Below are 19,790 nucleotides of genomic sequence, written 5' to 3'. Positions count from 1 at the left end.
CCGTGGAGGACCGATCAGTCCTGACCCGCCCGACGCCCGGGCCGGACCTGACCCTGCGCCACGGCCACCGCTCCGACCAGGTCGCCGACGCCTGGCTCGGCGACGCCCGCGCCGCCCGGCGCCCGCTCGCCGTCCTGGTGCACGGCGGCTTCTGGCGTCCCGACTACGACCGCACCCACGCCCGCGCGCAGGGCGGCGCGCTGCGCGCCGCGGGGTGGACGGTGGTCTCCGTCGAGTACCGGCGCACTCCCGGGGCCCCCGACCTGGCCGTGCGCGACGTCGCCGCGGCGCTGGCCGCCGTACCGGAGGCATTGGCCGACGCCGCCCCGGCCCCGCACAACGGGTCGATGGTGGTGCTGGGACACTCCGCCGGCGGCCACCTGGCCCTCTGGTCCGCGGCGGCGGCACCGGCGCCCGGGCTGCTGGGCACGATCGCCCTGGCCCCCGTCGCGGACCTCGACGGCGCCCACCGGCTGCGCCTGGACGGCGACGCGGTGGCCGCCTTCCTGGGCGGCCCGCCGCAGGACCGCCCCGACCTGGACCCGGCGCTGCTGGCCACGCCCGTCACCCCCGTCGTCATCGTGCACGGCGACGAGGACGAGGTGGTCCCGGTCAAGACCAACGACGCCTACGCGCGGGCACACCCGGCCACCCGTCGGATGCAGCTCACGGGCGCGGGCCACTTCGCGCTGATCGACCCGCTCAGCGCGGCCTGGCCGCTGGTGGTCGGGGCGCTGGCGGTGTTCAACGGCTGACCCCTCTCACGCGCACCCGACGAATCAGTCCTCGATCACCCGCGGACCACTCGAACGAGTGAACTACAGCCCGAGAGCGCCGAACGGCGCCCGCGACCTTGCGACGATCACCTCACTGGAGCCCGTCAGGCCCCGCACCCGGCCGGTGACCTGACGGCAAGGGATCGGGGGTCCGCGATGGTCCAGGACGTGGTGCGCGAGTCGGCGTTGGCCGGCCGGGTCGTGCTCTGGGAGGAGTCCGCCCGCGACGGCGCCCAGGCCAAGACCCTGATGAGCGCGGAGTTCCGGGTCCGGCTGGCCCGCGAGCACGGGCGGATCTTCGGCGCGGACGGCCCGCGGCACGTGGTGTTCGCCGCCGGCTTCCCGGCGGTCTGCCCCGAGGAGTTCGAGGCGGTGCGCCGGGTCGCGGTGGAGGCCGAGGGCGCGGTGAGCGTGGCCGCGGTCTGCCGGGGCTCGCTGCCGGACGTCCGGCAGGCCGTCACGGCGGTACGCGGCACCGCCCACGCCCGGGTGATGGTGGTCGTGCCGGCCTCGGAGGCGATGGCCCGGGTGATGGTCCACCGCTCCGCCCACGAGGCACTCGAAGCGGGCGTCGCGCTGGTCGAGGAGGCCCGCGGCCTGGACGACGCGGTGGCCGTCGACGTCTGCCTGGCCGACGCCTCGCGCGCCGACCACGCGCTGTTGGCCGCCTACGCTCAGGCCATCACCGGCGCGGGCGCCGGCACCGTCGTCCTGGCGGACACCGTGGGGGACCAACTGCCCACCGAGGCGGCGGCGATGTTCGGCCGGGTGCGGGCGCGCAGCGGGCCGGAGGTGGTGCTGGCCTCGCACCTGCACAACGACCTGGGCCTCGGCCTGGCCAACACGCTGGAGGCGCTGAGAGCGGGCATCCGGGTGGTCACCGGATCCTGGCTGGGGATAGCCGAGCGCTCCGGCATGGTGGCCACCGAGCAGCTGCTCTTCCTGCTCGCCCACCGCCCCGAACGCGCCGCCCGGCTGCTCGGCGACCAGACCGCGCCGGCCTGGTGGAGTACCCCGGACCTCACCCGGCTGCCCGGCATCGCCCGGATGGTCTCCCAGGAGACCGGCGTGCCGCTCACCGTGACGACACCGATCGTCGGCTCCGGCGTGGGCACGATCTCCACCGGCACGCCGTTCGTCCACCCGCAGCTCTTCCAACCGTTCGACCCGCAGGCCGTGTTGGGCATCGCCCCGAGCACCGTGCTGACCCAGCTCGCCAGCGCGCGGGTGGTCACCGCGGTCGCCGCCCGGCTCGGGCACGAGCTGGACCGCGAGCAGGCGCAGCGGGCGATGCACTGGGTGAAGGCGCAGGCGTACCGGCAGGGCAGGGCCGTGGTCGACGAGGGCGCCTTCAGCGGCTACCTCGACGGCCTGACCGGCGCGGCCCCGGTGACCGCCCGATGACCGCCGCCGTCGGGAGTGTCACCGTGGACGACGCCCGGGCGGCGCTGCGCCGGGGCGAGGCCGTGGTGCTGCCCAACCCCGCGCCCCTGACCTGCGTGGTCGCCGCCACCGACGTACAGGTCGTCAACACCACCAAGGGCCGGCCCGCCGACCAGGCCGTCGCCCTCTGGGCCCACCACCCCGACACCCTGCACGCCCTCGGACGCGCCCTCGCCCTCGACACCGAAGCCACCGCGCTGGCCCATCGCCTGCTCACCGAGGAGCGGGTCACCCTGCTCGTCCCGCTGCACCCGGACACTCCGCTGCCCGGCTGGCTGGCACCGGCCGCCCGGGACGGCTGGGCGCTGCTCTTCGGCGCCCGCTGGGCTCCGCTGCTGCCCGTCCTCACCCCCTGCCCGGTGCTCTATGTCAGCAGCGCCAACCGCACCGGCCACGCCCCCGCGGCCACCGCCGCCGACGCCCTCGCCATGTTCCCCGCCGGCACCCCCGTCCTGGCCGCAGCCGACGACGACACCGACACCGGCACCGGCCGACGCCGCCGCCGCGCCACCACCACCCTGCGCCTGCACCCCGACCAGCGCATCGAGTTGCACCGCCACGGCGCCCAGGACCACCCCTACCCGGACCCGGCCCACTACCTCGCCCAGCTGCACGCCCGCTACCGGCCCTCCCCCTGACCTACTCCACGGGAGCCTGCAACGCCCGCAGCGGCCGGACCACCCAGGCCCCGGTGAACCAGCCGATCACCAGGACCAACGGTGTGCCGACGATCAGCGGCGCCAGCCACAACACGTTGATCCAGAGCGCCAACACGCAGGTCTGCGCGACGAACGCACCGGCCCCCACCAGCGCCGCCAGCGGGCTGCGCTCCCGGCGCGGCTCCTCGAAGGGCGGTGTGGTGCAGGACAGCGCCAAGCCGCCCGCAAGGCCGGGCAGGACTCCGTAGAGCGCCCCGAGGACCGGCGGCGCCACCATCAGGAACCAGGGATAGTCGAACCCCCAGCACTCCACCACGACCAGCACCGCCATCGTCAACCCACCCGCCGACATGCCGCATCCGACCCCGCGCAGCACCACCCACAGCCGAGTCCCCATGCTTCCCGCCCCCGTCCGGCATCCCCGTCTGCCGACGCGACGCTACCGCCTCGCACCGCCCGCGTCAGCAGGACCGCAGCGAGCGGGCCGACGCGTGGTTGACGCCCGGCCCGCGCGCCTGTTGGCTCGGATCGTTCGCCCGGACACCACCACCGGGCGGCCGACTCGGGAGGGGACCCCATGTTAGGACTCGGTCGTGCCAGGATCCTGACCGCCGCAGGCGTCTGCGCCGTCACGGCCGCGCTCGCCGCCATCGCCGCGCTGCCGGCCGTCGCCGCGGTGCCGCCGGCCGTCGTCCGGGTGAGCCTGGCCCCGGACGGCACACAACCGGACGGCGGCTCCTACCCGGTGGCGCTCAGCGCGAGCGGCCGCTACGCCCTGTTCACCTCGACTGCCGAGAACCTGGTGCCCGGCGGCACCAACGGCTTCGGCGGCATTCTCGTCCGCGACCTGTGGTCCAAGCGCGTCGAGCGGATCGACGTGAGTGACGGCGGCGCCCCGGCCGACTCCTACTCGACCGCCGGCGGGATCAGCGCGGACGGCCGCTACGTCGTCTTCTCCTCCGCCGCCGACAACCTGGTGCCGGCGGACACCAACGGCGCCACCGACATCTTCGTCCGCGACCTGCGGACCGGGCGCACCGAGCGGATCAGCACCGGTGACCCCGCCCTCGGGCCGCAGACCGGCGACAGCTTCTCCCCCACCATCAGCGCCGACGGCCGCTACGTCGCCTACGCCTCCAACCGCACCGACCTGGTGCCCGGCGACACCAACCAGGCCTCGGACATCTTCGTCTTCGACCGCCGCACCGGAACCACCGTGCGGGCGGACGTCACCGGTGCCGGGGCCCAGACCGCGTTCGGCTCCTTCCAGCCCGCGATCAGCGCGGACGGCTCGCGCGTGGCGTTCGTCTCGCGCGACAGCAGCCTGCTGCCGGCCGGCCCCGGGGCGGTCCGCTCGCCACTGGCGATCCACAAGCCGCGCTTCTACCCCCTCTACGTGCACGACCTGCGCACCGGCACGACCAGCCTCGCGAGCGTGGCGGCCGATGGCAGCGCCGCCCTGGTCGGCGGCGCCTCGCTCAGCCCGGACGGCCGCTACGCGGTCTTCACCTCCTTCGGCGACGACATCCCCGCCCCGACCCAGGTCCTGGTCCGCGACCTGGACCGGGGCACCACGACGGTGGTCAGCACCGCCCCCGACGGCACCCCTGGCGACGCCTCCTCGCACGAGATCGGGATGACGGCGGACGACCGCTGGGCCTACTTCGCCTCCGACGCCGGCAACCTGCTGCCCGGCGGCACGGGCCAGAGCGTCGGCTTCTTCCGCCGCGACCTGCGCACCGGCACGACCCAGCGCGTCACCCCGACCGCCCCCGGCGGCGCGGCCGTCCCGCTCGACGAGGGGGAGCAGGCGATCGACGCGCTGGGCACCACCCTGCTGTTCGCAGCCGGGGACAGCGCTCTCGTCCCGGGCGACACCAACCAGCAGGAGGACGTCTTCGCCGCCCGCCTCTCGCTGCGCTGACCCACACCGCCGTCACTCTCACGAAAACGTGATCGTTCAGGTCATCGCACGTCCGGCTCCGCGCGCCCACTATGGACTCGGCGGCGCTCCCCACCCCCCGGGGAGCGCCGCACAGCTAGGAGCCGATCATGACCACCAGCAGCTCGTTCAAGCCGTGGCGCGTCGTCATCACCGACGGCGGCGTCGACACCCCGACCGATCACCGGACCAGCCAGGCCGCCTACGACCACGTCGTCGCCGAGCGCGAGGCGATCGCTGCCGGCCGATCCGCCGCCACCGCGATCCGCATCCACGTCTGGTCCGACGGCGACTGGTCGCTCTACGAGCTGGCGTACACCGCCGGACACTGACCGGAAAAAAACGTACTCGCCGACCTTCTTCCGGAAGCCGAAGAAATACCAACTGCCTTACCAGAGTGGCAATCCACAGCCTTGACTTCCCGCACCGCAGCTGCGACACATGAACTGTGACGTCAGCGAACCACCTCGCCCCGACGGGCCCGACCGCACCCGCCACCCGGCACACCGTCGGCGTACCCGCGAAGCCGGTCCGCACCAACCCTTGTCGTCGCCACCGATGACCCGGACAAGGGTGACCTGCGGGACGGCCCGTCACCGGAGAACCTCGTGCCGCGTCCGGCACTCGAGAGCCTGACGCGCTCCTCCCCGCGCAGACCGACCCGCTGCCAGCCCCCGGCAGCGGGACTTCTCGGTGCACTCCCGGACTGACACGGCCGGAGACCCCGGACGTCGGCCACCGGTGCACCGGTCCTGACCGGATGGCAAACTGTGGCAGATTCCATGTACTTGATCGGTCCCGGCCAGCTGGGCCAGCTGCTGGGCGGCTGGCAGTCGGCGGACCCGGCCTACACCGCGCTCGCCCAGCGGCTGCGGGTCCTGATCCGGGAGGGGCGGCTGATCCCGGACACCCGGATCCCCCCGGAGCGGGTGCTCGCCGAGCACCTCGGGCTCAGCCGGACGACCGTGACCAAGGCCTACGACCTGCTGCGCAGCGAGGGCCGGGTGCACAGCGAGCGCGGTTTCGGGACGGTCGTCTCGCTGCCGGCCGCCGTCCCGGCCGGCGGGCGGCCCCCGACGGGTCGACCGCGACGCCCGGTCGGCGGCTGGGCGGCCGACTTCGCGTCGGCCGCGCTGCCCGTCCCGGTGCCGCTGCTCGAACAGGCGGTACGGCTGGCGGCGACCGACCTGGCCCGCTCGCTGGCGGGCGGTGAGCACGACCCGCGCGGCCTGCCCGAGCTCCGGCAGGCGATCGCCGACCGCTACACCGCCCGGGGCCTGCCGACCTCGCCGGCCCAGCTGTTACTGACCCAGGGCTCGCGCCACTCCTGGCAGTTACTGCTGAAGCTGCGCGCCAAACCCTCCCAGCTCGTCCTGATCGAGGCGCCGTCGGCGCCGCTGGTGATGGACGCCATCTGGCTGCACGGCGCCCGCCCGTGCCCGGTCGGGCTCGCCGAGGACGGCTGGCACACCGACCTGTTCGTCACCGCGCTGCGCCAGGTCCGGCCGCAGATCGCCTTCCTCACCCCCGACTTCCAGCATCCCACCGGCCGGCTGATGTCGGCCGGCGCCCGGCAACGGCTGGTCCGCGCGGCCCAGCAGAGCGGCACCCTGCTGGTGGCCGACGAGAGCGCCGCCGAACTGCGGCTGGACGGGCCGGAACTCCCGCCCTCGCTGGCCGCCCACGACCCGCTGGACACCGTGGCGCTGCTGGGCTCCACCCGGGCGATGGTGGGCGACGGCCTGCGGGTCGGCTGGATCCGCGCCGCGCCGTCGATCATCCACCGCCTCACCCTCAACAACGCCGCCCAGGGCACCGAGACCGCGTCGGCCGACCAGGTGATCACCACCTATCTGCTGCGCTCGGCCGACCAGTTGCTCGCCGAGCGCCGGGCGGTGCTGACCCGTCAGCGGGAGGTCCTGGTCGGCGCGCTGCGACGGCAGCTGCCCGGCTGGCGGTTCCGGGTGCCGACGGGCGGCCCGGCGCTCTGGGTCGACCTCGGGGCGCCTGTCAGCACGGCGCTGGCCACCGCCGCCGAGCGGTACCGGGTCCGGCTGCTGAGCGGCCCGCGGTTCGGCGTGGGCGGGGTCTTCGACAACTACCTGCGCCTGCCGTACACACTGCCGGAGCGGGCGCTGGAGGAGGGCGTGCGCCTGCTCGCCCGCGCCCACGAGGAGACCACCACCGAACCGCCGGCGGGCGACTGATGTGGCGTCAGCCCTGCTCCGTGCCACCCCGAGGCCGCCTGCCCTGTACAGGCCAAGCCTTGCGAATTGGCTCTTGGCCTGATCCTCCGCTTGTCACATGATGTTGGGAGAGCGCTGAGCCGGAGCAGAAACACCACCCGCGTACGCCCGGCTCACTGGTAACGCCCCGCGAACCTCGCAAGGAAGGGTGTGTACACGCATGTCCATCACCGAGTCGAAGCTCGACCGCGAACGCCTCCAGACGCTGGCCGCAGAGCTGCTGGAGAAGCAGTTCAAGCGCGTTCCCAAGCTGCGTGAACTGCACAGCGGCGAATGGATCGACCGCGACTACTACATCCGGCACATCACCGAGACCGTGCTGCGGATCCGCCTCAACAACGAGGTGGACAGCTACGCGCTCTACAAGGTCGGATCGCAGGACGACGCGCTGGCCGCGAAGCTGGCCAAGTACCTGGCCGAGGAATTCGGCCACGAGAACATGTTCACCCGCGACCTGGAGAAGTTCGGCCTCACCATCGAGGCCCTGAACGCCACTCCGGTCTTCCCCGCCACGGCCAAGCTGATGGGGTACCTGCGGCTGGAGGCCGACCGTTCCGGCCCGGCGCCCACCACCATCTGGGACTGGTTCGTGGAGTGGTACTCCGACCAGTACAACCCGGTCATCACCGAGAAGGCCGCCACCGAGTTCGGCAAGGAGTACGTGCACGGCACCAAGGCGCACATCGCCTTCGACGAGTCGCACGACCACGACGAGTTGATGTTCCGCACCGTCTCGCGCGCGGTCGAGAAGTTCAGCAGCCCCGAGCAGGCCGAGGTCTACCTGACCGTCTTCATCGACCTCATCGGGGACTACTTCAACGAGCTCTACGAGTCCACCGTCGGCGCCCGCTCCGAGGCCTCGGCGAACTGACATGACGTCCCCCCGAACCCCCGGACCGGGCCGCGTCCTGGTCGTCGAGCCGATGTCCTCCGGGGTGGCGCTCCTGCGCGCCGCCCACGACCTGGGCCTTGAGACGGTGGTGGTCTCGCACGACCGCGACGACCGCCGGCTGCCCGACGGGGTTCGGCGGGACATCGACACCCTGCTCACCCTCGACACCAACGACGAGCCGGCGCTCACCGCGGCCGTCACCGCGCTGCACGCCGAGCGCCAACTCGTCGGCATCCTGCCGGGTTTCGAGTTCTACGTCCCGGTGGTTGCGCGCCTCGCCGCCCGCCTCGGCCTGCCGGGGCTGCCCGCCCCGCAGGCCGCGGCGGTCCGCGACAAGGCGCTGATGCGCCGGCGGGTCGAGGCGGCGGGACTGCGTGTGCCGCGCTACGCCCCGGCCTGCTCGGCCGCCGAACTCGACGCCGCCGCCGAGGCGGTGGGCTTCCCCTGCGTGCTGAAACCGACCGACTCGGCGGGCAGCATCCACGTGGTGCGGGTCGACGACCGCGCCGAACTGCACAGCGCCTACCGGAACCTGGTCGGCGACCCGCGCTCCGACCTGGGCCGCCGGCTGGACGGCAAGATCCTGCTGGAGGAGTACCTGGACGGCCCCGAGCTGTCCGTCGAAGGATATGTGACGGACGGTCAGGTACGGATCGTCGCGGTCACCCGCAAGTTCCTGGGCCCCGAGCCGCACTTCGTCGAACTCGGACACGTGGTGCACGCCGATCTGACGCCGTCGGTGCGCCGGGCCGTCGACGCCTACGTCACCGCCGTCGTCGCGGCGCTCGGCGTCACCGTCGGACCCTTCCACTGCGAACTGCGGCTGCCCGGCGGCGCACCCGTGCTGATCGAGCTCGCCGCCCGGATGGGCGGCGACCGGATCCCACAGCTGGTCGAGATCGCCTCCGGCGTCCCGCTGGCCCACCTGGCGGTGGCCGCGCACACCGGCCTCGGCCCCGACGCCGTACCGGTGCGCTCCCCGCGCGCCAAGTTCGCCGGCATCCACTTCCTCACCGCCCCGGGCCTGGACCGCTACCGCGCCGTGCACGGCCTGGACACGCTGCGCGGGCGTCCCGACGTGCTGGCCGCCGAGCTGTACCTGCGGCCCGGCGAGACCATCCCCCCGGCGACCGACTTCCGCTGCCGGCTGGGCCACGTCCTCTTCACCGCCGACTCCTACGCCGACGCCCTGGAGGTCCGGCGGCTCATCGACCTTGGAGTGAGTTTTGAGTAGCCAGTCCCGCGGCTCGCAGCCCGCCCCACTGCTCCTCGTCATCAACCGCTTCGACGACGAGTTCGGGGAGTACCACCGCTTCGTGCCGGACGGCACGCACCGCCTGGCCTACCTGACCACCCCCGACGGACTGCCCCCGCTCGACCTGGACGGCGCGGTGGAGACCATCGTGGTGGACGACCTCGGCTACGACACCCTGCTGGCGGCGGCCCGCCTGGTCGCCGACAAGCACGGCCCGCTGGCCGGGATCGTCGGGCTCTCGGAGTTCGACCTGCTCACCGCCGCGCAGCTGCGCCAGGCGCTGGCCGTCCCCGGCTGGTCCACCGACCACGTCCTGCGCTTCCGGGACAAGGCCGTGATGAAGGAGTGGATCCAGCGGGCGGGCGTTCGCGCCCCCAGGTTCCTCGAACTCACCCCCGACAGCACCGCCCTGACGATCACCGAGCAGCTGGGCCTGCCGCTGATCCTCAAGCCGCGCGACGGCGCCGCCTCCCGCGGGGTGGTCCTGGCGCGCACCCAGCGGGAGCTGACCGCGGCGCTGGCCGGGATCGGCCCCGAGGAGGGCTACGAGGCCGAGGAGTTCGTCGAGGGCGCCATCCACCACGTGGACGGCATCCGCCGTGGCGGGCGGTTCCACTTCGTCACGGTCTCCGAGTACGTCAACACCTGCCTGGAGTACACCGAGGGCACCCCGCTCGGCTCGGTCCTGCTCGACCCCGGACCGCTGCGCGAGAAGCTGACCGCCTTCACCGCCGAGTGCCTGGACGCGCTGGAGCTCCGGGACGGCCCGTTCCACCTGGAGGTGATCGTCACCGCCACCGGCGTGCCGGTCTTCCTGGAGGTGGGACTACGGCCCGGCGGCGCCGGGGTGCCGTTCCTGCACCGCGACCTGTTCGGCATCGACCTCTTCGAGGAGGCGTTCCGGACCTCGATCGGCCTCCCCCCGCGCAGTACCGAGGACGAGCTTCCCACCGGCGCCGGCGGCTGGCTGGTCTTCCCCGAACCCCGGCCGTGGCCGCAGCGGGTCGTCGAACGCAACTCACTGGTCGACGTCGTGCCCGAGGTCTACGCCGAGGCACTGCCGGCCCCCGGCCACCTGTTCGACGGCGAGGGCGGCTACGACCACGCCGGCGGGCGCTTCCTGTTCCGGGGCACCGACCAGGCGGCGGTACGCCGCGCGCTCCTGGAGGCCATCGCCCGCTACCGTCTGGAGGTCGAGGTTCCGACTTCGGTGGACCGGTGACGCGCCGCGCTCTGCGGGTGCAGGTGGGCGAGCCCTCGGCGATCGATCCGGGCCGGGCCTTCGAACACGACGGCGCGCTGATCGCCGGGCTGCTGGCGGATCCGCTGGTGGACTGCGACCCGGCCACCGGCCGGCTGGCCCCCGCCGCGGCCGACGGCTGGCAGGTGGCGCCGGACGGGCTGAGCATCCGGTTCCGGCTGCGCCCGGACGTCCGGTTCCACCACGGCCGCCCGGTGACCGCGCAGGACTACCGCTACTCGCTCTCCCGGGTGGTGCGCCCGGAGACCGAGTCGGCCCTCGCCCACCATCTCTCGGCCGTCGAGGGCTACTGCGAGGTCGCCGCCGGCACCAGCCGACTGCTGAGCGGCGTCCAGATCCTGACGGATCATCAGCTCCTGGTCCGACTGACTCTGCCGTTCCACGAGATCGCGGCGGTGTTCAGCCACCGGGTCACCGCGGCGGTACCGGCCGAACTCGTCGAGGCCGACCCGGCGGCCTTCGCCCGGCGGCCGGTCAGCACCGGCCCGTACGCGGTCGTCGAGGAGTGGAGACCCGGCCACGGCCTGGCGGTCGAGCAGTTCGCCGGCTACCACGGCGCCAACGGCGCCTACCCCGACGGCGGCGCCGGCCAGGCCCGGCGGATCGAGTTCCGGATCCACCACGACCTGGACCAGGCCTACCGGGCCTTCGCGCGAGGCGAGTTGGACGTCACCGAGGTGGCACCCGACCTGCTCGGCGAGGCCGCCGCGAGCGGCCCGGCGTTCCACTGCACCCCCAACCCGATGGTCACCTACCTGGGCTTCCCGCTGCCGGTCGCCCCCTTCGACGATCCGGTGGTGCGGCGCGCGGTGGCGATGTGCGTGGACCGGGAGACCATCGGCAAACGGCACTTCGCCGGGACCAGACCGGTCGCCGACCGGATCGTGCCACCGATGACCGGCCCGGCCGCGCTGCCTCCCGGCACCGCGATCGCCCACCGACCGTCCCTGCACATCACCTACGATCCGGACGGCGCACGAAAGTTGCTCACCGAACGCGGCATCACCCCACCGGGTGCGGTCCGCGTTCTTTTCAATGCCGGTCAAGGACACGAGGGTTGGGTGTCGGACGTGATCCGGGGAATCCGGGACGGCCTCGGCTGGCGAGTCGAGGGCAGACGCCTGGACTGGCCCGCGTATCTGCGCGAACTCCCGCAGGCGACCACGCTCTTCCGGATGAACTGGACCGTGGACTACCTCTCCGCGGACAACGCCCTGCACCCGCTCGCGCACAGCGCGGCGGTGGGCGACAGCAACTACGCGCGCTACCGCAACCCGCGCGTCGACGCCCTCATCGACGGCGCCCGCGCCACCGCCGACGCCACCGAGCGCCGCACCCGCTACCGACAGGCGGAGCAACTGGTGCTGGACGACCTGCCGTTCCTGCCGCTGTGGCAGGGCGCCCTCTACCACCTGGTGGCGCCGGACCGGGTGCGCCCGCTCGGCCCGCCGATGGACGTCTTCGGCGTACCGGCGCTGCGGCAGTACCGGCCGCTCGACCCCGCCGCCACTGCCCCCGGCACCGCCGGCACGCCCACCACCACCGCGTCGACGCCGGGAGCGGACCGATGACGAACGCCGTGCTGCGCTGGGCGCGCACCCAGCTTCCCGCGCATCCGGTCGGACGGGCCGTTGCGGCTTCCGCCCTGATCGGCTGGATCGGCACCGGGGTCTGGATCTCCGCCTCGACACTCTTCTTCACCAGGCTGCTCGACCTGACGCCCGACCAGGTCGGCGGCGGCCTGGCCATGGGCGGCGTGCTGGGCCTGCTCGCCATGGTGCCGATCTCCTCCCTCGCACGCCGCCGCCACGCGGGCCGGGTCGCCACCGTGCTCCAGATCGTCCGCGGGCTGTCGTTCCTGGCCTTCCTCACGGTCCACTCGACAGCCACCTTCTACCTCGCCCTGGCCCTGGTGTCGGTCACCGACGGACCGGGCAAGATGTTCAGCCAGATCGTGGTGGGCCGCTTCGTCCCCGCCGACGAGCGCACCAAGACGATGGCCGGCATCCAGGTGGCGACCAACATCGGCGTCACCGTGGGCGCCCTGCTGGGCACCCTCGGCCTGCTGCGGGTGGACCGCACCGCCTTCGACGCCGTCGTCGCGGTGGTGGCCGTGGCGTTCTTCCTCTCCGCCTGGCTGCTCGCCCACACCACCTGGCGCACCGCCGACCTCGCCCGCGAGCCGGCGCCGTCCGGCCGGGCGCAGCGCGTCGGCACGCCCCCGGGCGACCGGCTCCGGTCCGCGCTACTGCCGCTGCGCGACCGGGGGTTCGCGCTGCTCACCGCCGGCAACGGCCTGCTGTCGCTGCACATCCCGCTGCTCAGCGTGATGACGCCGCTCTGGCTCGCCCACCGGACCTCGGTGCCGCCGGCCACCATGGGCGCCCTGCTGCTGCTCAACACCCTCACCGTGGTGGCCCTACAGGTCCCGCTCGGCAACCGGGTGCGGGACCTGCGGTCCGGCGTGCGCGCCGGGTGGGCCGCCGGGGTGCTGCTGGCCGGCGGCTGCGGACTGCTCGCGCTGGCCGCCTTCGTCCCGACCGGCTGGGCGGTGGTGAGCCTGGCCGCGGCGGTGCTCTGCTTCACCCTGGGCGAGATCGTCCAGGTGACGGCCGGCTGGACGCTCTCCTTCGCCCTCGCCCCCGAGGACCACCGCCAGGCCCTGTACCTGGGCTTCTTCGGCACCGGACCGGAGGCGGTGGCGGTCCTCGGCCCCGCCGTGCTCGCCTGGCTCACCACCCGCTTCGGCGCGGCCGGTTTCGCCGTCATGGCGCTCACCCTGCTCGGCGCCTCGGCCCTGGTGAGCGCCGGCACCGCCGCCCGCGGCGTCCGGCACCCTGCCCCACCGCCGGCCGGCGAACCGGCGGCGCAGTCCGAGGTCCGCGAACGGACCGGCTGACCCGCACTACTTCTGGTACCCGGCCAGGATCTCCGCCATGGTGGCCTCGACGGCGGCCTTGTCGACGCCGAGGCCACTGAGCACTCCGGTCCCGGCCTCGACCTCCAGCAGCGCCAGCAGGATGTGCTCGGTGCCGATGTAGTTGTGCCCCAGTCGCAGAGCCTGACGAAACGTCAGCTCCAGTGCCTTCTTGGACCCGGCGTCGAACGGGATGAGCGCCGGCAGCTCCTCGGCCGACGGCGGCAGGGCGGCGGTCGCGGCCCCCCGCACGGCCTCCGGCGCGATGCCCTGCGCGACGATCGCCCGCAGCGCGATGCCCTCCGGCTCACTGAGCAGCCCGAGGACCAGGTGGGCGGGGGTGATCTCGGCGTTGCCCGAGCCGCGGGCCTCCTCCTGCGAGACGACCACGACGTGCCGGGCCCGCTCGGTGAAGCGGCTGAACCCCTGGCTGGGGTCCAGGGAGTTCGCCTCACCGGGGTCCTTGGCCACGAAGCGCTTCTGCGCCGCCTGCTTGCTGACCCCCATGCTGCGGCCGATGTCGGTCCAGGACGCGCCCGAGCGGCGCGCCTGGTCCACGAAGTGGCCGATCAGGTGGTCGGCCACCTCGCCGAGGTGGTCCGCGGCCATGACCGCGTCCGAGAGCTGGTCGAGTGCGTCGGTGTGGATCTTCTTGATGGCCTCGATCAAGTCGTCGAGCCGTACGGGGTTCGTCATGCGTCAACCTTAGGTTGACGCTGCTCAATCGTCAACCCGCAGTTGACGATCTCCGGCGCCCGGCCCCGCCCCCGTTCAGCCACCCGGGTGCCCGCCACCGGCCCGCCCGGGTGCGCCGGGGCATCGCCCGTCCCCGCTCACGGCACGATCGAAAAGTCGGCCCACCCTCGACGACAGCCCGGAGGACCCCCCATGACCGTCACCAGGCACGCCACCCACCGCACAGTCGCCGCCCTGCTCACCACGGCCCTCGCCCTGCTGGCCGTCCCGGCGAGCAGCACGTACGCCGCCACCGCCGCCCCGCGCCGCGGCGGCCCGGTCAGCCTGGTGAACGAGCAAAGCGGCGAGTGCCTGCAGCTCGACGGCAACGGGGAGGCCCGCACCGCCGGGTGCGACAGCGGCGGCGTGCGGAGCTGGCTCATCGCCGGCGACGGACTGCTCCAGGACACCGCCGACGGGACCTGCCTGGAGGAGGTCGAGGGCGGCCGGGTCGTCGCCCAGCCGTGCCAGGAGGGCAATCCCGCCCAGCAGTGGCAGCCGAAGGCGCAGCACTTCGCCAACCAGGCGACCGGCGGCTGCCTCACCGCCTGGGACGGACGCGTCGCCTCCTTCGGCTGCGACGCCGCCAGCAGCTACCAGAAGTGGCGCACCGAGCAGTAGACCCTACGCGGGCTCGTCCGACCGGGCCGACTCGATGACCAGCAGCCCCAGCAGCAGCGCGGCGGTCAGCGCAAGGGCCGCCCAGCCGCCCACCCAGCGCGCGGCGGGCGCGACCAGCACCATCGCGCCCGCACCCGCCAGCCGCAGCCGGGGCCAGCTCCCGCGGCCGGCCAGGGCCCGGCGGAAGCAGGCCAGCCCCAACAGGTAGAGCCCCGCCCCCAGCGGGAGCAGCAGCCATCTGAGCCCGCGCAGCGGCTCGCCGAACGAGTCGACCGCCTCCTGCATGCCGACCGCGGTGACCGCGATGCCCAGGATCATCACCAGGTAGGCGTAGCCGAAGGAGTACAGCGCCATGGTCTGCCGCCGGTCGGCGGGGGCGCGGTCCAACAGGGCCTCGCTGTCGCGCTCCTCGCGGTCGAAGTAGAGCCACCACTGCGCGGCGCTGAGCACGAGGGCCAGCAGCGCGCCCGGCAGCACGTCGGCGACGCGGGGCTGCTTGGCGGCGGCCGAGCCGACTTCCACGATCGACTCGCCGAGCAGGATGATGACGGCCAGTCCGTGCCGCTCCACGAAGTGGCCCGCGCCGACGGTGAAGCCGCCCGTCCCGACCAGGAACGGCGTCAGGACCTGGAGCAGGCAGGCCAGCGCCAGGATCGTCAGCCGCCAGCCCGACGGCACCAGGCCCGCCGCCAGGACCAGCAGCGCGCTCACCAGGTTCAGCGGCCCGATCCGGGCGATGCCGGGCCGCCCCGAGGTCCGCAGGAATCCGACCGTGTGCACCAACACCACGCCCAGATAGGCCAGCCCGAGCACCAGCCCCCAGGGCCCCGGCTCGAACGCCCGCGGGACCGCCAGCGACATCACGAAGAACGACGCCATCCCGGTGAGCAGCAGCAGCCTGGGCCCGGTGCGGTCGAGGTCCAGCGCGTTGGTGAGCCACGCGTAGCCGGCGTACATCCACCAGGTCAGCGCGAGCAGCACCACCACGCGCGCCAGCCCCTGCGGGTCGGGGTGCACGGCCAGCACCGAGGCGATCTGCGTGATCGCGAACACGAACACCAGGTCGAAGAACAACTCCAGCGGCCGCACGCTCTCGGCGGGCGCGGGCGCGGACGGGGAGTCGGACGCGGGGACCGGCGCGGCGGCTTCATCGGGCACAGCGCGATTCTGACAGACCCGCAGTTCAGCGCGGGCGCGACGGTCCCCGCCGCGGCTCTGGACTCAGAGGCCCAGGACCCGCTGCTTCGCGGCCGCGAACTCGCTGTCGGAGAGCACGCCCTGGTCGCGGAGTCCGGCCAGCCGCTCCAGCGACGACAGCGCCGCGTCGTCCAGCGCCGGGGGCGCGGCGGCGGCCGGCGCGGCGACGGGCGGCGGCGGGGCGCGGCGGCAGCCTCCTGGGCGGCGGCGCGGTCCTGCTGACGCGCGGCGACCCGGCCGCTCACCGCGGTCGCCGTCCCGGCCACCACGGCGGTCCGCGCGGCCGCGCCGATCAGCCCGGGCCGTCCACCACGTGCCATCCGCCGGCCGATCATGACACCGCTCCCGCCGTGGAGATGGCCAGCAGATCCTGTTCGAGCACGTGGACGGGAACGCGCTCGTGCGCCACCAGGACGCCGCCGGCCTCGCGGATCGCGGCGACGGTCGCGGCGGCCCAGGTGTTCTCCCAGACCAGCAACGCCGCCGAGGACCCGGCCGGGATCTCCTCGGCGATCAGCAACAGGTCCTCCTCGCTGAGCAGCCCGCCGACCTCGCCGTCGAGGTCGGCGAAGAGCGCCGCCTCCTCAGCGTCCACGGTCTCCAGCTCCAGGAACCGCACTGTCCCGTCGTCGTCCCGTTTGACGAAGGCGAGATCCATGATCCGGACGATTCCGCCGTCCACGAGCTTCTTCAGCTCCGGCATGATCGCGCCGCTGAACCGGGAGCCCGGAAAGGCGACGACGATGTACTCCACAGGTCCGTGTTCCGCACCCATCACAGCTTCCTCCTCCTGCTGTCGTGGACGAGAGGCCCTTCCAGCCTGCGCCGCCGAACCGCCCGAAGCCAGCCGACGCCGCTCTGCGCCGGTCGGCGTCAGTAGCGCTGGGCCTGGACGACCCGCGGGGTCAGCGTCACCCCGACGTCCTTGCCGCTGGCGGCGATCGGCGCGGCCTTCTGGCCCGGCGCGAGGTTCTGCACGCCAACCACGTCGGTGTCCACCGCCGTGCCGGAGGAGTCGTCGAACTCGACCTTCACCGCGTACGAGGCGGCGGCCGAGGTGCTGTTGGTGATCGTCACGATCGCCGCGTTGGCGCCGCCGGTGGTGCTGGTGGGCACGCCGGTCAGCGTCACGTCGCCGATGGCGTTGCCGGGGCCGGTCACCGAGGCCAGCGCGGCGGTGGCCGCCGCCTTGGCGCTCGCACCGGCCGCCGAGACCGACGCCTCGAAGGAGGCCGCGGCAGCCCCGGCGGACGAGGCGGCGGCCGACACCGCCGACTTCGCCGCCGAGGCGTTCGAGGCCAGCGCGGACGGCGGCGATCCGGAGAACGAGGCGGTGTTGGGCGAGAACGACGACGTGGCGCCCGACGAGCTCGCGGAGGAGCTGGTCGAGGAGCTGCTGCACGCCGACAGGCCGACCGCGACCGTCACCGCCGCGGCGACGACCGCGCCGGTGGTGACCGCGCGCGAGTGCCTTCTGTCCACAAGTCCACCCTGGGTCAACGGCGCGGAACCGGTCCCGCACCTGCTGCCCTCACACTCGCCCGGCCGGGGTTCCCGCCGCGACCGGCACTGGTCCGTCCGGGCGCCCGGACGGACCAGTGCCGGGCTCCCCGGGCGCGCCGAGCGCGTCGCGGACCTCGGCCGCCAGCGCGACCGGGTCACCGGCGGGAACGGTGGGGTAGCGGTCGGTGCGGTGGGCCCAGGCGTCGTCGAAGGCGAACCAGTCGATCGCGGCCGGGGCCGCGCCGGTCACCAGCGCGGTGTCCAGCGTGGCGAAGTAGTCGGCCCAGCGCTTCGCGTACAGGTCGCGGACCAGGCCGGACCACTCGCGGTCGGCGTAGTCGTGCACGCCGGCCTCGCTGGGCCCACGTCCGGCCCAGGTGGTGAGGATCGACCGGGCGTCGTACTCCCACCGGTCGCGCTCCTGCGGCGAGGCCCCACGGGCACAGGCACCGGCCAGCCACGGGCCGAGCAGGAACCGCGGGTCGCTCGCGACCAGCCGGTCGAGCAGCTGCTCGTCACCGTCCCAGCGCGCCGTCAGCTCGCGGAACCGTGGCAGGTCCCCAGCGCCGTAGGCGGCGGCGATCTGCGGCAGCAGGTCGCGCGCCCGGTTGGTGAGCGCCTGCCGGGCGACGTCCACCAGGTCGAAGCGGTAGGCGTCGGTGGCCCGCAGCTCGGCGGGGGCCAGCAGCAGCTGGTCCAGCGCCTGCCGCACGGTGGCCGGGTCGTAGCGCGCGGCGGTCGGGCTCCAGGTCGCCGCGGTGGCCGCGGTCAGGGCCGGCCGAGCGGAGAACAGGCTGTCCTGCGCCTCGCTCCAGGTGCCGGACGGCATGCCGTACGGTCCGCGCCGCAGCAGGTCCCAGGCCGCCGCGGTGTGCGGGTCGACGCCGCCGTAGCGGCGGGCCGCGTAGGCCGCGAACCAGTCCGCCCGGTCGATCGGCCCCGGCTGCCAGGCGAGTTGGGTGAACAGCTCGAACGCGGCCGGATTGCCGCCGGTGGCCTCCGGCAGGTAGGCCAGGCCCGCCAGCCGGCTGCCGGGACGGCCCAGCCACTGCGGGAACCGCGCGGTCCAGACCCCGGTGTTCGCGCCGAGGGTGGTGTGCCCGCCGAAGTTGTCGATGCTCCCGAACGCGTACGGGGTCCCGGCCCACTGAGCCTCGCGGTCCAGGCCGTCCAGCCGGTCCGAGAGGCCGTCGACGACCAGCATCCGGCTCCGGTCGACGCCGCCGAGCAGGGCGGCCGACGGGTTGTCCTCCCAGCCCAGCACCACCCAGGTCGCGCCGGGGTGGGCCGCCTCCAGCGCACTCTGGACGGCCCGGGCGGCCGCGCCCACGTCCACCCCGGCGGGGCTGCCGCCCTCGTGCAGCGGGTCCATCTTGTAGGCGGTGCTGCCGCCGAACGCGGCGCGCTGGCAGGCGTAGTAGGCGGCGGCGAGCCGGTCGAAGACCGGACCGGCCGGGTCCAGCCAGTCCGGCCGCTCGAAGCCGACCCAGTCGCCCTGCCCCACGACGTGCGCCGTCGGGTTGCGGGCCGCGAAGCCGGGCGGGACGGTGCCGAAGAAGCCCGGGAGCACCGGGGTCATGCCGAGCGAGCGCAGTTGGTCGGCGATCCGGCGCCCGAGCGCGGCGCGGTCGCGGATCAGCCGGTCGGAGACCGGGCCGCCGAAGCCGCTCATGTTCTGCAGCAGCCACCAGCTCTGGTGCGCCGGGGCCGGGATCCAGGAACGCAGCTCGTCCGGGCGGTAGCCGAACTGCTGGAGCGCGCGGTAGTACGGGTACTCCGCGCCCTGCTGGACGAAGACCTCGTTGACGCCGTGCAGGGCCAACAGGTCGATCTCGTGCTGGTAGGCGTCGAAGTCGCGGTAGGCGCCCGAGTAGCCGTCGTCGGTGTCGTTCAGCGCGTAGCGGTGCGGCACCAGGGCCGTCCGGGTGATCCTCCCGGTCACGGCGGGCAGGACGGCGGGCAGCCGGCCGAGGCTGTCCCCCGGCCAGCCGACGTCGACGCCCGCGACGTGCTCCAGGTACCACCCGACCCCCGTCAGCAGAGTGGCCGGCGAGGTCCCGCCGACCCGGACCGCGCCGGCCGGTCCGCTCAGCGAGAAGGCGTCGTCGCCGCCGTCCGGCCCGGCCTCCGGGACGAGCGTGAACTGCGCCGCCACCCGGTCGGGCAGCAGCCGCGCCAGGCTCGCCAGGGCGGGGGCGGTGTCGAACGCGGGGCTACCGGCGGCTGCTGCGGGGCAGGCCGCCGCCGACGTCAGGAGCAGCGCGGCCGACAGCAGCCGCGCGAGGGACCGAGCGGGGAGGAGCGCCATGTCGTCCACCCTGACCCGCCACTCCCCCGCAGGAG

19 protein-coding genes are annotated in these 19,790 nt (G+C 74.1%); 12 read left to right on the top strand and 7 right to left on the bottom strand.

All coding sequences use genetic code 11. The features are described from left to right. Positions 1-2 precede the first annotated feature (2 nt). From BS80_RS28230 to BS80_RS28220, 3 genes are all read left to right on the top strand, one after another. Entirely contained in the window at positions 3-755 is a 753-nt protein-coding gene (locus BS80_RS28230; protein WP_035804125.1) for an alpha/beta hydrolase fold domain-containing protein, read from the top strand. Positions 756-932: 177 nt separating this feature from the next. Then, positions 933-2,180: a 2-isopropylmalate synthase gene (locus BS80_RS28225; protein ID WP_035803400.1), complete on the top strand. Its 1,248-nt coding sequence runs from the start codon at positions 933-935 to the stop codon at positions 2,178-2,180. Then, positions 2,177-2,857: a hypothetical protein gene (locus BS80_RS28220; protein ID WP_051967287.1), complete on the top strand. Its 681-nt coding sequence runs from the start codon at positions 2,177-2,179 to the stop codon at positions 2,855-2,857. The genes BS80_RS28225 and BS80_RS28220 overlap by 4 nt, the downstream gene beginning before the upstream one ends. Position 2,858: 1 nt before the next feature. On the opposite strand, the gene BS80_RS28215 is transcribed toward BS80_RS28220, so the two are convergent. Further along, positions 2,859-3,275, bottom strand: a complete 417-nt coding sequence (locus BS80_RS28215) for a hypothetical protein (RefSeq protein WP_157536644.1) — start codon at positions 3,273-3,275, stop codon at positions 2,859-2,861. Between the two features lie 180 nt (positions 3,276-3,455). Between BS80_RS28215 and BS80_RS38110 the strand changes: the two genes are divergently transcribed. From BS80_RS38110 to BS80_RS28175, 8 genes are all read left to right on the top strand, one after another. Next, positions 3,456-4,802 (top strand): TolB family protein, encoded by a 1,347-nt coding sequence (locus BS80_RS38110; RefSeq protein WP_051967286.1) that lies wholly within the window; start codon positions 3,456-3,458, stop codon positions 4,800-4,802. Positions 4,803-4,930: 128 nt separating this feature from the next. Continuing rightward, on the top strand, positions 4,931-5,152 hold the full coding sequence (locus BS80_RS28205) for a hypothetical protein (RefSeq protein ID WP_035803396.1): 222 nt from the start codon (positions 4,931-4,933) through the stop codon (positions 5,150-5,152). Positions 5,153-5,602: 450 nt separating this feature from the next. Continuing rightward, on the top strand, positions 5,603-7,027 hold the full coding sequence (locus BS80_RS28200) for an aminotransferase-like domain-containing protein (RefSeq protein WP_051967285.1): 1,425 nt from the start codon (positions 5,603-5,605) through the stop codon (positions 7,025-7,027). Positions 7,028-7,226: 199 nt separating this feature from the next. After that, positions 7,227-7,937, top strand: coding sequence for a heme oxygenase-like domain-containing protein (locus tag BS80_RS28195; RefSeq protein ID WP_035803394.1), 711 nt, complete (start codon positions 7,227-7,229; stop codon positions 7,935-7,937). Between the two features lies 1 nt (position 7,938). Further along, the gene (locus BS80_RS28190; RefSeq protein WP_051967284.1) at positions 7,939-9,192 is read left to right on the top strand and encodes an ATP-grasp domain-containing protein; all 1,254 of its coding nucleotides are present in this window, start codon (positions 7,939-7,941) and stop codon (positions 9,190-9,192) included. Beyond that, positions 9,185-10,435 (top strand): ATP-grasp domain-containing protein, encoded by a 1,251-nt coding sequence (locus tag BS80_RS28185; RefSeq protein ID WP_051967283.1) that lies wholly within the window; start codon positions 9,185-9,187, stop codon positions 10,433-10,435. Before BS80_RS28190 ends, BS80_RS28185 begins: the two co-directional genes overlap by 8 nt. Continuing rightward, positions 10,432-12,045, top strand: a complete 1,614-nt coding sequence (locus BS80_RS28180; RefSeq protein WP_035803392.1) for an ABC transporter substrate-binding protein — start codon at positions 10,432-10,434, stop codon at positions 12,043-12,045. The genes BS80_RS28185 and BS80_RS28180 overlap by 4 nt, the downstream gene beginning before the upstream one ends. Beyond that, positions 12,042-13,373: an MFS transporter gene (locus BS80_RS28175; RefSeq protein ID WP_035803390.1), complete on the top strand. Its 1,332-nt coding sequence runs from the start codon at positions 12,042-12,044 to the stop codon at positions 13,371-13,373. The genes BS80_RS28180 and BS80_RS28175 overlap by 4 nt, the downstream gene beginning before the upstream one ends. 6 nt (positions 13,374-13,379) lie before the next feature. Here BS80_RS28175 and BS80_RS28170 read toward each other — a convergent pair whose 3' ends face one another. After that, complete coding sequence (locus BS80_RS28170) at positions 13,380-14,087, bottom strand: Clp protease N-terminal domain-containing protein (RefSeq protein WP_035803388.1); 708 nt, start codon at positions 14,085-14,087, stop codon at positions 13,380-13,382. 192 nt (positions 14,088-14,279) lie between these two features. Between BS80_RS28170 and BS80_RS28165 the strand changes: the two genes are divergently transcribed. Beyond that, positions 14,280-14,747 (top strand): RICIN domain-containing protein, encoded by a 468-nt coding sequence (locus tag BS80_RS28165; protein WP_035803386.1) that lies wholly within the window; start codon positions 14,280-14,282, stop codon positions 14,745-14,747. A gap of 3 nt (positions 14,748-14,750) precedes the next feature. On the opposite strand, the gene BS80_RS28160 is transcribed toward BS80_RS28165, so the two are convergent. From BS80_RS28160 to BS80_RS28145, 5 genes are all read right to left on the bottom strand, one after another. Further along, positions 14,751-15,905: a low temperature requirement protein A gene (locus BS80_RS28160; RefSeq protein ID WP_051967282.1), complete on the bottom strand. Its 1,155-nt coding sequence runs from the start codon at positions 15,903-15,905 to the stop codon at positions 14,751-14,753. A gap of 63 nt (positions 15,906-15,968) precedes the next feature. Next, positions 15,969-16,022 carry a hypothetical protein gene (locus tag BS80_RS43910; RefSeq protein WP_332262206.1) on the bottom strand — a complete coding sequence of 18 codons (54 nt, stop codon included), beginning with the start codon at positions 16,020-16,022 and terminating at the stop codon, positions 15,969-15,971. 253 nt (positions 16,023-16,275) lie between these two features. Further along, positions 16,276-16,719 (bottom strand): DUF6325 family protein, encoded by a 444-nt coding sequence (locus tag BS80_RS28155; RefSeq protein ID WP_232246675.1) that lies wholly within the window; start codon positions 16,717-16,719, stop codon positions 16,276-16,278. Positions 16,720-16,817: 98 nt separating this feature from the next. Continuing rightward, positions 16,818-17,426: a hypothetical protein gene (locus tag BS80_RS28150; protein ID WP_035803382.1), complete on the bottom strand. Its 609-nt coding sequence runs from the start codon at positions 17,424-17,426 to the stop codon at positions 16,818-16,820. Between the two features lie 49 nt (positions 17,427-17,475). Then, positions 17,476-19,755, bottom strand: coding sequence for an alpha-N-acetylglucosaminidase (locus BS80_RS28145; RefSeq protein WP_083975565.1), 2,280 nt, complete (start codon positions 19,753-19,755; stop codon positions 17,476-17,478). Positions 19,756-19,790: the final 35 nt, after the last annotated feature.

The organism is Kitasatospora mediocidica KCTC 9733, assembly GCF_000744225.1.
Taxonomy (GTDB): domain Bacteria; phylum Actinomycetota; class Actinomycetes; order Streptomycetales; family Streptomycetaceae; genus Kitasatospora; species Kitasatospora mediocidica.
Note: the sequence above shows the minus strand (reverse complement) of the source record. Positions and strands in the feature narration are given on the sequence as shown.